We start from the raw sequence: 14,254 nt of genomic DNA on the forward strand, positions 1-14,254 counted from the left end.
GTTTCATGGGCCTTAAGAAGTTTCTTGAAGACATCGAACACCACTTTGAACCAGGCGGCAAACACGAAAAATGGTTTGCTCTGTACGAAGCTGCGGCAACGCTATTCTACACGCCAGGTTTGGTGACGAAAAAGAGCTCACACGTTCGTGATAGCGTTGACCTAAAACGCATCATGATCATGGTTTGGTTTGCAGTGTTCCCAGCAATGTTCTGGGGTATGTACAACGCTGGTGGCCAAGCTATCGCGGCTCTAAACCACATGTACGCTGGTGATCAACTGGCGCAAATCATTGCAGGTAACTGGCACTACTGGCTAACCGAGATGCTGGGCGGAACGATTTCTGCCGATGCAAGCTGGGGTAGTAAGATGTTGCTAGGTGCAACCTACTTCCTACCAATCTACGCAACGGTATTCCTCGTTGGTGGTTTCTGGGAAGTGCTATTCTGTATGGTGCGTAAGCACGAAGTTAACGAAGGTTTCTTCGTAACCTCGATCCTTTTCGCATTGATCGTTCCGCCAACACTACCTCTATGGCAAGCAGCGCTAGGTATTACCTTCGGTGTTGTGGTTGCTAAAGAGATCTTTGGTGGTACTGGTCGTAACTTCCTGAACCCAGCGTTAGCAGGTCGTGCTTTCCTATTCTTCGCTTACCCAGCACAAATCTCGGGTGACGTAGTGTGGACAGCAGCAGACGGCTTCTCTGGTGCAACTGCGCTAAGCCAGTGGGCTCAAGGCGGCAACAGTGCACTAGTAAACACAGTGACTGGTGCGCCAATCACGTGGCTAGACGCGTTCATCGGTAACATCCCAGGTTCAATCGGCGAAGTTTCTACGCTTGCACTGCTTATCGGTGCAGCAATGATCGTTTACATGCGAATCGCATCTTGGCGCATCATTGCCGGTGTAATGATCGGTATGATCGTAGTATCGACACTGTTCAACGTGATCGGTTCTGATACTAACGCAATGTTCAGCATGCCATGGCACTGGCACCTAGTTCTAGGTGGTTTTGCATTCGGTATGTTCTTTATGGCAACCGACCCAGTATCGGCTTCATTTACCAACAAAGGTAAGTGGTGGTACGGCATTCTTATCGGTGCAATGTGTGTAATGATTCGTGTTGTTAACCCAGCATACCCAGAAGGCATGATGCTGGCGATTCTATTCGCGAACCTGTTTGCACCACTGTTTGACCATCTAGTGGTTGAGAAGAACATCAAGCGGAGACAAGCACGCTATGGCAAGTAATGACAGCATTAAAAAGACGCTGGGTGTTGTTGTCGGGTTGAGCCTTGTTTGTTCAATCATCGTATCAACAGCAGCAGTCGGTCTGCGTGACCAGCAAAAAGCTAACGCTGTTTTGGATAAGCAATCCAAGATCATCGAAGTAGCTGGTATCGACAGCAAAGGTAAGAAAGTACCAGAGCTTTTTGCTCAGTACATCGAACCACGTCTGGTTGATTTCGCAACAGGTGACTTTGTTGATGGTAATGCAGCAACGTATGACCAACGCAAAGCCGCGAAAGATCCTGCACAGTCTATCAAACTGACCGCTGAGCAAGATGACGCGAAAATTCTACGTCGTGCAAATACAGGTGTTGTGTACCTAGTGAAAAATGGCGACAGCATTTCTAAGATCATTCTACCGGTTCACGGTAACGGTCTTTGGTCAATGATGTACGCTTTCGTTGCGGTTGAAACCGACGGTAACACAGTATCAGGTATCACCTACTACGAGCAGGGTGAAACTCCGGGATTGGGTGGTGAAGTTGAAAACCCATCTTGGCGTGCACAGTTCGTAGGCAAGAAACTGTTTGACGAAAACCACAAACCAGCTATCAAGGTAGTGAAAGGTGGTGCGCCAGTTGGTTCTGAGCACGGTGTTGACGGCCTGTCAGGTGCGACACTAACTAGTAACGGTGTTCAACACACATTTGACTTCTGGTTAGGTGATATGGGCTTTGGTCCATTCCTAGCAAAAGTTCGTGACGGAGGCCTGAACTAATGTCTAGTGCACAAAACATTAAAAAGAGCATTCTTGCGCCAGTATTGGATAACAACCCAATCGCGCTACAAGTTCTTGGTGTATGTTCTGCGCTTGCAGTAACTACCAAACTAGAAACAGCGTTTGTTATGACACTAGCGGTAACGTTTGTAACTGCATTGTCTAACTTCTTTGTTTCTTTAATCCGTAACCACATTCCTAACAGTGTGCGTATCATCGTTCAAATGGCGATCATCGCATCTCTAGTAATCGTGGTAGACCAGATCTTGAAAGCTTACTTGTACGATATCTCTAAACAGCTATCGGTATTCGTAGGTCTTATCATTACTAACTGTATCGTAATGGGTCGTGCAGAAGCGTTCGCGATGAAATCTGCACCAGTTCCATCATTGATCGACGGTATTGGTAACGGTCTTGGTTATGGTTTTGTTCTTATTACTGTGGGCTTCTTCCGTGAACTATTCGGTAGCGGTAAGTTGTTTGGTATGGAAGTACTACCACTAGTGAACAATGGTGGTTGGTATCAGCCAAATGGTCTGATGCTTCTAGCGCCATCTGCATTCTTCCTAATCGGCTTCATGATTTGGGCGATCCGTACGTTCAAACCAGAGCAAGTAGAAGCGAAGGAGTAAGGGCAACATGGAACATTACATCAGTCTGTTAATTAAATCGATTTTCATCGAGAACATGGCTCTGTCTTTCTTCTTGGGTATGTGTACCTTCTTGGCGGTATCTAAGAAAGTAAAGACCTCTTTCGGTCTAGGTGTTGCAGTAGTGGTTGTTTTGACTATCGCTGTACCAGTAAACAACCTGGTTTACAACCTAGTACTTAAGGAAAACGCGCTGGTCGAAGGCGTGGATCTGAGCTTCCTAAACTTCATCACCTTTATCGGTGTAATTGCGGCACTTGTACAGATTCTAGAGATGATTCTTGACCGTTTCTTCCCGCCTTTGTACAACGCGCTAGGCATCTTCCTACCGCTGATCACAGTAAACTGTGCGATCTTCGGTGGTGTATCTTTCATGGTACAACGTGACTACAACTTCGCTGAATCTGTTGTTTATGGTTTCGGTGCAGGTGTGGGTTGGATGCTCGCGATCGTGGCCCTTGCAGGTATCCGTGAGAAGATGAAGTACTCAGATGTACCTCCTGGTCTACGTGGTTTAGGTATTACCTTTATCACTGTAGGTTTGATGGCGTTAGGCTTTATGTCTTTCTCTGGTGTTCAACTGTAAGTCGGGTAAACCGCAACAATTAAGGAATAGTCAATGGACATTATTCTTGGTGTCGTGATGTTTACTCTGATCGTACTGGCTTTAGTACTAGTGATTCTTTTCGCTAAGTCTAAGCTTGTACCAACAGGTGACATTACAATTTCTATCAACGGCGACGCAGATAAGTCGATCGTTACTTCTCCAGGTGGCAAGCTACTAAGCGCGTTAGCTGGTGCAGGTGTATTCGTTTCTTCTGCTTGTGGTGGCGGTGGCTCTTGTGGTCAGTGTCGCGTAAAAGTGAAGAGCGGTGGTGGTGATATCCTTCCAACTGAGTTGGATCACATCACTAAAGGTGAAGCGCGTGAAGGTGAGCGTCTAGCGTGTCAGGTGGCTGTGAAAACAGACATGGACATCGAGCTACCAGAAGAAATCTTCGGCGTTAAAAAGTGGGAATGTACAGTTATCTCTAACGATAACAAAGCAACATTCATTAAAGAGCTTAAGCTACAAATTCCAGATGGCGAATCAGTACCTTTCCGTGCTGGTGGTTACATCCAGATTGAAGCACCAGCTCACCACGTTAAATACGCAGATTTCGACGTACCAGAAGAGTACCGCGGTGACTGGGACAAGTTTAACTTGTTCCGTTACGAGTCTATCGTAAAAGAAGACATCATCCGTGCATACTCAATGGCGAACTACCCTGAAGAGTTCGGCATCATCATGCTAAACGTACGTATCGCGACTCCGCCGCCAAATAACCCAGACGTAGCACCGGGTCAGATGTCTTCTTACATCTGGTCACTAAAAGAAGGTGATAAGTGTACGATTTCTGGTCCATTTGGTGAGTTCTTCGCGAAAGACACAGATGCAGAAATGGTCTTCATCGGTGGTGGTGCAGGTATGGCTCCTATGCGTTCTCATATCTTTGACCAACTGAAGCGTTTGAAGTCTAAGCGTAAGATGTCTTACTGGTACGGCGCGCGTTCTAAGCGTGAAATGTTCTACGTAGAAGATTTCGATGGCCTAGCGGCTGAGAATGATAACTTCGTATGGCACTGTGCACTGTCTGATCCACTCCCAGAAGATAACTGGGATGGTTACACAGGCTTCATCCACAATGTGCTTTACGAAAACTATCTGCGTGATCACGATGCACCAGAAGATTGTGAATACTACATGTGTGGTCCACCGATGATGAACGCGGCTGTTATCGGCATGCTGAAAAATCTCGGTGTTGAAGATGAAAACATCCTACTGGATGACTTCGGTGGTTAATTTCATCTAACCCATTGAAACTATGGCTGGCTCGTAGGAGCCAGCCATTCTTTTTTCCTCGCTATTCTTTTTTCTTTTTTTGAATAGTGCGCCAAATGGCCATAGAAAATCGGTGCGTTAACCGTGAACCTATTTTCCATATCCATTTAATAACAATAGGAGTTTAACAAGTGAAAAAGTGGCTTGTTGCTTTCGCTTCTCTATTGGTACTTGCTGGTTGCGAAAAGCCCGCAGAGCAGGTACATCTTAGCGGCCCAACGATGGGCACGACTTACAATATCAAATACATCACTCAAGAAGGTTTACCAAAGCCGGACGTACTTCAGCAAGAGATCGACCGTTTGCTAGAAGAAGTTAACGATCAGATGTCGACGTACCGAAAAACCTCTGAATTGAGCCGTTTTAATCAGTCTCGCGATTCTGCGCCGTTCGCGGTTTCTCAACAAACGGCCACCGTTGTTAAGGAAGCGATTCGTCTCAATCATTTGACCTTGGGGGCGTTGGATGTCACCGTTGGGCCTTTGGTTAACCTGTGGGGATTTGGTCCTGAAGCGCGTCGTGATGTCGTGCCGAGTGCTGAGGATTTAGCTGAGCGTAAAGCGCAAACAGGCATCGAGCATTTGTCGGTTGTCGATAACACGTTGATCAAAACCTTGCCTAACCTCTATGTGGATCTATCGACGATCGCGAAAGGTTGGGGCGTTGATGTGGTTGCAGACTATATTCAATCTCAAGGTGTACAAAACTACATGGTCGAAATCGGCGGTGAAATTCGCTTAAAAGGGGTTAACCGTGAAGGTGTGCCTTGGCGTATCGCGATTGAAAAACCGTCGGTAGAAGAGCGTGCTATCCAAGATATTATCGAACCGGGTGATATGGCGATCGCGACTTCCGGTGATTACCGTAACTACTTTGAGCGTGATGGTATTCGTTATTCTCACATCATTAATCCAAAAACAGGCATGCCAATTAACCATAAAGTGGTTTCTGTCACCGTGTTAGACAAATCCTCGATGACAGCAGATGGTCTTGCAACCGGTCTAATGGTGTTGGGTGAAGAAAAAGGCATTGAGATCGCTAATCAAAATAGCATCCCAGTGCTAATGATCGTGAAAACAGATGATGGCTTTACAGAAATCGCTTCTGATGCGTATAAGCCATATTTGAAGAATCAATAAGTGATATAGGTTTGTTGATATGAGTACATTTCTAATTACCTTTGGTGTGTTTGTCGCCGTAATTGCCGCGATGGCAGTGGGCTACATCTTCCAGAAAAAGGTGGTGAAGGGAAGCTGTGGCGGTCTGGGTGCTGTTGGCATTGAAAAAGTGTGTAACTGCCCTGAGCCCTGTGATGCGCGTAAAAAACGCGAAGCACGTGAAGCCGCGCGAGCGGAAAAATTGGCTCAGTGGGACAAAGACCGCATCGCTTAAAATGAAAAACGCCCGCATCGGGCGTTTTCTTTATCGGCTAACTACTTGGTTTCGTCCGTTGGCTTTTGCTTGGTACAAGTAGCCATCGGCTTCTTTGATTTGATTTTCAAGCTCATCTTGCAAAGAAGCCACACCAATACTGATGGTGATATGAATGTTATGCGCTTTGTGTGTAATGGTGGTTTTCTCGACCCGCTGCCTCATGTGCTCTAAGCGAGTGACAAAGTCGTCGTAACTTTGACAAGATTGAATACAAAATTCTTCACCGCCAAACCGCGCGACAATTTCTCCGGGGAAATAAATTTTCAGGATGTTAGCGACCGTTTTTAAGGCGATGTCACCGCCATCATGGCCATAGGTATCATTCACTTTTTTGAAGTGATCAATATCAAGCATCGCAATATGGCGCAATTCACAGCTGTTACAGGACTGACTAAAAAGATAACGACGATTCCAAAGGCCTGTCAGGGCATCTTGGTTAGCCATACGATAGAGCTCATTGGTTGCTTCTTTCATGTCGAGTATTTGATGGACACGGCAGAAAAACTCTTCCTGATTAAAGGGCTTATAGAGAAAGTCATTCGCGCCTGCTTTCAAAAAGCGGGCAGTCATCGTCCGATCGTCGCTGCCAGACAGCCCTAAAATGGCTAACTTGTTCTTATCGGTATGTACGCGAATTTCACGAATCATGGTGATGCCGTCTTTTTCTGGCATGTCATGGTCGGTGATCACAAACGTCACTTCGGGATGTTGCTTCAGGACCTCTAGCGCTTGAGTGCCATTTTCCGCTTCCAGTGTTTCGATATATTGGTGTTCCAGTAACTGTGTAATGTGCTTTCTCACCACTTTGGAATCGTCAACCACCAATGCCTTATGCTGACGGTTGTTCGTGAGGCGTTTAATTAGAGGCAACAAGTAGGAAACTGACGCCATACTGTCTTTCAAAATGTAATCCAAAACCCCTTTGGCAAGCACTTTAGAGCGAATCTCTTCGCTAAACATCGCCGTTAGGACGATCACTTTTTGCTGGTGATGTAACGCAAGATCAATCACTTCACCATCTTGACCGTCTGGCAGACAATAATCCAAAACGGCGCAAAGAAACTCGTGATTTTCTGCAAGGAAAGTTTGCGCTTCAGCTAAATTCTCTGCCGCAAAAACGTCATATCCCGCTTGGGAGAGTTGTTGCTGGAGGTAATTACGAAAGGCTCGGCTATCTTCTACAACTAGTATTTTATTACCCAAGGAAGAGGCCTCCGGACCATTATTAACAACTAACATAAATAATATGTAGGACTAACAAAGTTGCCACAAATAAGCGATTTGTTTGTTTGCTAATTGGGCTGAATCTCAAAATAACGACATGCATACGGATTCATTAATGGCGATAGAGAACGATTGAGAATGTCTCAATTGCCTGTATACTGTGTTTTTGTCCAGTTATTGATTGTGTTGTTGTATGTCTACGCAAATGCGAAAAATCATCCATATAGATATGGACTGCTTCTATGCCGCAGTAGAGATGCGTGATAACCCAAATTTCCGCAGCCGGCCTCTGGCGGTTGGAGGGCACGAAAAGCAGCGTGGGGTCATCAGTACCTGTAATTATGAAGCGCGTAAGTTTGGCGTGAGAAGTGCGATGCCAACGGCACAAGCGCTGAAATTGTGTCCTAGTTTGCTGGTTGTGCCTGGGCGAATGCAGGTATACAAAGAGGTTTCAACGCACATTCGCAGTATCTTCTCACGTTACACTCATTTGATTGAGCCACTCTCGCTTGATGAAGCGTATTTAGATGTAACGGATTCCACACAATGTCATGGTTCGGCAACCTTAATTGCTGAAGCGATTCGCCGTGACATTTGGAATGAGCTACAACTCACGGCGTCGGCAGGCGTTGCTCCGATTAAATTTCTCGCCAAAGTGGCCTCGGACATGAACAAACCGAATGGCCAGTTTGTGATTCCACCAGAGCAAGTTCAGAGTGTGATTGATACTTTGCCTTTACAAAAAATCCCTGGGGTTGGCAAAGTGAGTTTAGAGAAGTTGAACCAAGCGGGCTTGTACGTTTGCCAAGATGTGAAAAACAGCGATTATCGTCAGCTACTCAAGCAATTTGGTCGCTTAGGGGCGTCGCTATGGCAGCGCAGCCATGGTATTGATGAGCGAGAGGTGATCGTCGAGCGAGAACGTAAATCAGTCGGAGTCGAGCGCACTTTTACGCAAAATATTGTGACCTATGAACAGTGTTGGCAAGTGATCGAAGAGAAATTGTTTCCCGAGCTGGCCATTCGTTTAGAAAAAGCCAATCCTGAAAAAGCGATCATTAAGCAAGGGATCAAAATGAAATTCGCCGACTTTCAATTGACGACGATAGAGCATGTTCACCATGAGCTCGAACTGGCCTATTTCCGCGAGTTGTTGCAGGACATTCTTCAACGTCAAAAGGGGCGTGAAATTCGCTTACTAGGGCTCAGTGTGATGCTTAAGCCAGAAGAGCAAGCGCGGCAACTCAGCTTGCTCTAATCGCTTTGGGTTGTTTCCCTAGGTCTGATTAGCTTCGTTTACTGACACGCGCGAGTACTTCTCCATAAGGTGCGCGTTCCAACTGCGCAAATCCCTTCAACTTTTTCGCTTTTAGTTGAGTGAGCTTAGGTGTGCTGATCCCACAAAGGAAACGCGTGATGAGCTCTGCACTCAGCGGCTGTGAGGTTTGACTCTGCAACTGAGCAATCCATTCATCAAGCGCTTGCTGAGGAATGTCCGTCAGCATTTCTTTGGGAAGGGTGGCTTGCTGGCCTCGGCATGCTGAGCAGTGGCCACATTGCTGTGGTGCGTTATGATCGGAAAAGTAGTGCGCGAGCTTATGACTGAGGCACTCACCTGATTCAAAAAAGTGGAGCATATGATGGATCCGTTCGACATCACTTTGCTCTTTGTTTTTGAAGAGTTGATAAATCTGCTCGGTGAGATCTTCTGCGGAATACTCAATCGGCTTTACCGCAAACACGTCCGTCATTTGCTTACTTTCCAGTTCTATCCAGCCTTGTTGATGAAGGTAATCTAACGCAGCCACACAACGTGACCGTTCGGCATGATAGCGATGCCAAAGGGCCTCGAAATCGGTTTGACACCAGACCCTTGCTTGTGGAGAACAATCAAAAACAGCCTGCAAAAAGGCGCCTCGTTCACCCTGAAAGCGCTGCACAATTTCACTGGCAGGACGAAGAAACTTGAAACGATACTCAGCAAAATAGGCGTACATGGGCTCGATGAGACCAGCCATTTCAAGGTATACCAATAGTGTCTTTAGCGGCAGTTGGCGAATGTTGGTATCGTTAGAAAGGCGGGCGATGATCACCTCCCATCGTTCACCAGAGGCTTGTATTTGTTGGATCACCGAGCTGATGTCATCTCGTTCAGGCGTATCGCCATAAATGAAATTTTCCAGTGTGCTTAACCCGCTTTGATTGGCCAAGACGATGCAATCGGACTTCTGGCCATCTCGACCGGCTCGACCGATTTCTTGGGCGTAGTTTTCAATCGATTTGGGTAAGTCGAAATGGATTACTCGGCGAATATCGGCTTTATCTACCCCCATTCCAAAAGCGATGGTTGCGACAATACAGTCCAGTTGGCCTTGCATAAACTGTGTTTGTATCGTGCTACGCAACTCGTTATCCAATCCGGCATGATAGGCTGAAGCGCGTATGCCTTCGTCTTGCAGTAGGGTAGCAACTTGACTTGCGGTATGTTGCAACGTGACATAGACAATGGTTGGGGCGTTAGGGGCCTGTTGTACTATTTTCAGCAGTGCGTCTGCTTTGTCTTCATTGCGACAAGGGGTCACGTGGAGATCAAGATTGGCGCGATAAAACCCGGTGACAACAACATTGTCCTTTTTGATGGCAAATTTGCGTTGCATGTCTGCTATCACATTTTCTGTTGCAGTGGCGGTCAGCAGCAGAACTTGTGGAATGTTTAATGTCGCTTGATAGCTCGGAAGTTTGAGGTAATCCGGGCGGAAATTATGCCCCCACTCTGAAATACAGTGTGCTTCATCCACTACCAGTAATGAGATCGGTACTTGGGCGATGAACTGTCGGAAACGTTCGTTCTTGAGGCGCTCGACAGAGATCATCAGTATTTTTATTTCCCCGGCATTAACCGCTTGCATAATCGCCTGTGTTTGTTCTTTGCTTTGGCCAGATTCGATGGCTGCTGCAGCAATACCTTTGCTATGCAGAAAAGCCAACTGATCTTTCATTAAGGCAATGAGCGGTGAGACCACCAGAGTTAAGTGGGGGAGGTGCAAAGCGGGTAATTGATAACAAAGAGATTTACCAGAGCCAGTTGGGAAAATGGCGGCCGCAGAATGGCCAGTCAGTACCGCATCGACGACTTGCTGTTGGCCTTGGCGTAATGCCTCAAAACCAAAGATATGGTGTAACGTATCGCGAATGTCATGTTGCATCGTTGGGATGGCTCTTGCTAGGGAAATCAGAGTGCTATCATACCGAGAAAGTGCGTTTTTCTCACCTTCAAGATGGGGTGAAAAAGTATGATGTTTCGCGTCTCTACGCCCAAGGACGGTAATTTGGTCGTGTGGATAGAGGCTAATAATGGGACAAGAGTTGTGACAATTTACTGACAAAATACACATCACCAACTGTTATAGTTCGGCAAAAAACAATTAAGGGAAAGTCATGAAAAAGCTGGCCATCTTTCTTCCACTGGTTGTGACCACTTCGGTTCATGCAGCGCAGTGTCGTGTCGATATCAAAAATGAAGTTCGCCTAGATGGTGAAGTCTTGGAAATTCATCAAACCAACGGCGACAAAGCTGTGGTGGATGCAAGCAACAATCTTTACATCCATGGTGAGAAAATCGAGCTCAACGGTGATCAACAAGCGGCCATTGAAGAGTATCGCGAAAACCTTAATGCTTATCTGCCTAGAGCGAAACAAGTGGCGGAAGAGAGCTTAGCGCTGGCGAACGACATCATTGATGATATTGCCGTTAGCCTTGATGCACCCGACGCATTTGATAACGTGAAAACGGCGGTAAAAGACTTTTTTACCGATGTTGAATCTCGGTATTACAAAGATGGTGATTTGATTTTACCTGCAGATAGCTTTGCTTCTATGACGGAGTCTTGGCAGGATGACTTCCAACGAGCGCAAGAGATCTTCAACAAAGAGTTTATCAGCAGTGCGTTTGACGCGATGTCGAGCAAAATGAAGCAAGAAGGCGGTTTGAATCTGTCTGCTATGTCGGAAAGCATGACCGAGTTGAAGCAGAAAGTGCAAGAGCGTTTGCAGCAGCACAGCAAAGAAATTGAACAACAAACTCAGGATTTTTGTGACTCGTTAGACGATATGGCCGTACAAGAGCAAGATTTGCTGAAGAAGATTCCAGAGTTGAAGAACTATCAGGTATTTACCATCTAATTTTGCAACAAAGAGAGCACCCTTCGAGGTGCTCTCTGGTTTTACAGACGCTTGTGTTTAGCGGGCATTCATTTGCGTTAATTTATCTCCCACAGGTTTGGAGAAATTGAAACCATCATGCTTATCCCAATTGATTGACCAAGTCATCACGCCACCAAAATTCGGGTAGTTGAACGCCGGTTTCACCGTGGAACATTTTGTGCCTAATGTTAAACAATCTAGTGCATCTAGGATATTTTGAGTCGGCGCTTGGCCAGAGTTAGCTGAGCTTGGCCCTGAAGGAAGGCCAATGGCCACCTGGTCGTCGCGAAGCGGCTCAAAACGAGTACCATCGGCGAGTTCAAACCCTTCAATCAACATCTTAGATTGCGCAACCATCATATCGACAGAGCCTTCAGGAGCGGCGCCCGGTAGGTAAGGGTTGGGTAATCCACCATTGTTGTAGAGCTGAACATGAAGTAAGTCGAGTGTGCTGCGAGTAGCATTAATGACCGGAATGTAGGCTCCCCAAATTCCGCTGTAGGCCACCATACCGCCTTGAACGTAAGGATGTTCTGGTGCCATGGTGAGGTACATGTCACCACCGATATTTTGTTCAATTTGCAGTAGGGCCCTGCCCAATCGCGCCTGAATTTGCGAACCGTGAACAAGGTTTGAGCCGCTTTCAAGATCCACATCGAGTCCATCAAATCCCCATTCATTGATCAGTTCGGTTAAGCTAGAAACAAAATTCGCTTCATCTTGATCGGTATTCAGAGTAATGGTGCCTTCTGCTCCGCCAAGGGAAAGTACAAACTTTTTACCTTGCGCCTGCAGTGCCGCCATATCTTGTTTGAACTGGAGCGGATCAAGCGGCGCACAACTGCTGTAAATATCCCCTGAGTAAAGGTTGAAGTGGACCGTGCCATTGCTGTTGCGATCGTTTTCTGCAAAGGCAATATCAATCACATCCCATGCGTTTGACATGTCAGCGAGACGTATCGGACAGCCAGCCCCATTCACAAAGTTGTGCCAGTAGCCAATCAGTTTGTGGCGTTTTTCCGACTGCTCAACCACCTTGATTGCCGCCGCTTCCGAGAGCGCTTGATTACCCGCTAAATCGACCGCTTGAGCACTGACGGTAAAGTTACCGATCGCCGCTGGTGTCCAAGAAACAGAGTACGGAGCGCTATTGTCGGTTGCAATCACACTGCCGTTGACGACAAAGTCGACTTGCTTAATCGCGGAAGTGAGGGAGGTCACGTCGGCACTTAGGGTCACGTTTTTACCCAAACCAACCGTTTGGCCAGCCGTTGGTGAAGTGAGCGTGACGACAAGCGCTTGATCACTGACCGTGACATTGACCACCGACTCACTCACGTTATTGTCGTTGTCGGTTGCGATCGCTTTTAGCTGATTGGCTCCAACGAAAGTTGCACTCCAAGTCTGTGCGTAGGGAGGCTGAGTCACCACACCTAAGCTCGAGTTATTCGCGAAAAACTCGACTTGGGTGACGCTGCCGTCTGCGTCACTGGCATCGGCGCTGAGGGTTAGGCTACTGCCTGCGAGCACCACCGCACCGTCATTGGGGGAGGTAATGGTAATTTGCGGTGGGGTTGAGCACGCGCCCAATCCACTCCAAGCATCTTGCCAGTATTGGCCTACCCCAGGCTCGTAAGCCCAAGCGGCATCAGAAGAACACCAGCCTGCGACATCGCAACGGTATTTTTGATTGAGATTGGAGACCAACGTACCCGCTTCGTAGCGTGTGCCAGCAAGATAAGGAACTGCATCCGCGCAGCCGCCAGAATGGCTGCCACTGACAACCAATGAGACGTTTTGGCTCATGGTGGTTAAATTGGCATCATCGGTCGCTTGTGCTTTGAATGTATGGGTGCCCGCAACCGCATTCCAGAGGTACTCGTAAGGCGCATTGGTATCCACAAAGACCGATTGATTATCGATGAAAAACTCCACTTGCGTCACGATGCCATCGCTGTCTGCCGCTTGAGCGCTCACGATTAAGCTGTCTTTATCGCTCAGTGTTTCACTTCCGGTTGGGCTGGTCAGAGAAACCGTTGGTGGCGCAAGCTCTCCTTGGGGTAACACGCTGATATTAACGTTGGTGGACTGGGTTGCCCCTTCATTGTCCGTGGCAATGGCCGTTAATTGAGAGGTACCTTTCACCGCTGTCCATGGGGTTTCAAATGGTGCTTGTGTGACCACCGCAATCAATTGTGTTCCTGCAAGAAACTCGACTTGGCTAACTTGGCCATCTTCATCGCTGGCATTCGCCAACAACGTGATGACTGCGCCTTCAGGAATTTCTGCATTATTGGTTGGAGAAGAGAAGGTGATGCTTGGTGGTAGATTACCTCCGCCGTTGTCACATTGCCCAAGAGATTTCCATGCCTCCCAAGGGCCAGAGTTCGTGATGGGATCATTGCCTTGAGTCCAGTAGGCGGCTTCGAATGCTTGGTTCTCTTTTTGAACTTGACTACCGGATGTGTAGATCTCGCTGCTATTCCATGTCGCTAGGCTTTGGCAGTTATAAGCCTGCGCTTGATAGCTGACGCCAAGCGCACTGATCAGCGCGCTTGATAACAAAGTGACTCTCATTTTTCTCTCCATTAATAAAAAACATCTCAAGAGTAATAAGTAGCCAAGTTGGAGCGTTTTGCAGGCTAAATTGCTGATTAAATGATATTTACTCCCTCGATATCACGTACAGTTCACTGATGTAACAGCACTCGACATGAATTTTTCGGCGCACTTCAAGGTGTTTTATGAAAAGGAAAGCTGGTGTGTATGCCAAATTTTACGATGTGATTGTCTGATATTTTCGTTAAGTGTCGAGTTATTGACCAGTTGAAGATTGTTATGCCAAACATGTTTC

12 protein-coding genes are annotated in these 14,254 nt (G+C 46.9%); 9 read left to right on the forward strand and 3 right to left on the reverse strand.

The features are described from left to right. Positions 1-5 precede the first annotated feature (5 nt). The 7 genes from VV1_RS08610 to nqrM all read left to right on the forward strand — a co-directional run bounded on the left by VV1_RS08610 (position 6) and on the right by nqrM (position 5,931). On the forward strand, positions 6-1,250 hold the full coding sequence (locus VV1_RS08610) for an NADH:ubiquinone reductase (Na(+)-transporting) subunit B (RefSeq protein WP_011079728.1): 1,245 nt from the start codon (positions 6-8) through the stop codon (positions 1,248-1,250). Further along, positions 1,240-2,007, forward strand: a complete 768-nt coding sequence (locus VV1_RS08615; RefSeq protein ID WP_011079729.1) for a Na(+)-translocating NADH-quinone reductase subunit C — start codon at positions 1,240-1,242, stop codon at positions 2,005-2,007. The genes VV1_RS08610 and VV1_RS08615 overlap by 11 nt, the downstream gene beginning before the upstream one ends. Then, positions 2,007-2,639 (forward strand): NADH:ubiquinone reductase (Na(+)-transporting) subunit D, encoded by a 633-nt coding sequence (locus tag VV1_RS08620; protein ID WP_011079730.1) that lies wholly within the window; start codon positions 2,007-2,009, stop codon positions 2,637-2,639. Before VV1_RS08615 ends, VV1_RS08620 begins: the two co-directional genes overlap by 1 nt. 7 nt (positions 2,640-2,646) lie before the next feature. After that, positions 2,647-3,243, forward strand: coding sequence for an NADH:ubiquinone reductase (Na(+)-transporting) subunit E (gene nqrE / locus VV1_RS08625; RefSeq protein ID WP_011079731.1), 597 nt, complete (start codon positions 2,647-2,649; stop codon positions 3,241-3,243). 33 nt (positions 3,244-3,276) lie between these two features. Then, entirely contained in the window at positions 3,277-4,500 is a 1,224-nt protein-coding gene (gene nqrF, locus VV1_RS08630) for an NADH:ubiquinone reductase (Na(+)-transporting) subunit F (protein WP_011079732.1), read from the forward strand. A 170-nt stretch (positions 4,501-4,670) separates the two neighbouring features. Then, positions 4,671-5,678, forward strand: coding sequence for an FAD:protein FMN transferase (locus VV1_RS08635; protein ID WP_011079733.1), 1,008 nt, complete (start codon positions 4,671-4,673; stop codon positions 5,676-5,678). A 19-nt stretch (positions 5,679-5,697) separates the two neighbouring features. Further along, the gene (nqrM, locus tag VV1_RS08640) at positions 5,698-5,931 is read left to right on the forward strand and encodes a (Na+)-NQR maturation NqrM (RefSeq protein ID WP_011079734.1); all 234 of its coding nucleotides are present in this window, start codon (positions 5,698-5,700) and stop codon (positions 5,929-5,931) included. Between the two features lie 30 nt (positions 5,932-5,961). Here the strand turns inward: nqrM and VV1_RS08645 are convergent, their stop codons facing one another. Beyond that, entirely contained in the window at positions 5,962-7,176 is a 1,215-nt protein-coding gene (locus VV1_RS08645) for a response regulator (RefSeq protein WP_013571241.1), read from the reverse strand. A gap of 214 nt (positions 7,177-7,390) precedes the next feature. Between VV1_RS08645 and dinB the strand changes: the two genes are divergently transcribed. Beyond that, entirely contained in the window at positions 7,391-8,455 is a 1,065-nt protein-coding gene (dinB, locus tag VV1_RS08650; protein ID WP_011079736.1) for a DNA polymerase IV, read from the forward strand. 28 nt (positions 8,456-8,483) lie between these two features. Here dinB and VV1_RS08655 read toward each other — a convergent pair whose 3' ends face one another. Further along, positions 8,484-10,403, reverse strand: coding sequence for a RecQ family ATP-dependent DNA helicase (locus VV1_RS08655; RefSeq protein ID WP_011079737.1), 1,920 nt, complete (start codon positions 10,401-10,403; stop codon positions 8,484-8,486). A 232-nt stretch (positions 10,404-10,635) separates the two neighbouring features. Here VV1_RS08655 and VV1_RS08660 point away from each other — a divergent pair, with 232 nt between their 5' ends. Continuing rightward, positions 10,636-11,379, forward strand: coding sequence for a YggN family protein (locus VV1_RS08660; RefSeq protein ID WP_011079738.1), 744 nt, complete (start codon positions 10,636-10,638; stop codon positions 11,377-11,379). 57 nt (positions 11,380-11,436) lie between these two features. Here the strand turns inward: VV1_RS08660 and VV1_RS08665 are convergent, their stop codons facing one another. Next, positions 11,437-13,977 carry an Ig-like domain-containing protein gene (locus VV1_RS08665; RefSeq protein ID WP_011079739.1) on the reverse strand — a complete coding sequence of 847 codons (2,541 nt, stop codon included), beginning with the start codon at positions 13,975-13,977 and terminating at the stop codon, positions 11,437-11,439. Between the last annotated feature and the right edge of the window lie 277 nt (positions 13,978-14,254).

This window comes from Vibrio vulnificus CMCP6 (genome assembly GCF_000039765.1).
GTDB classification, from domain to species: domain Bacteria; phylum Pseudomonadota; class Gammaproteobacteria; order Enterobacterales; family Vibrionaceae; genus Vibrio; species Vibrio vulnificus_B.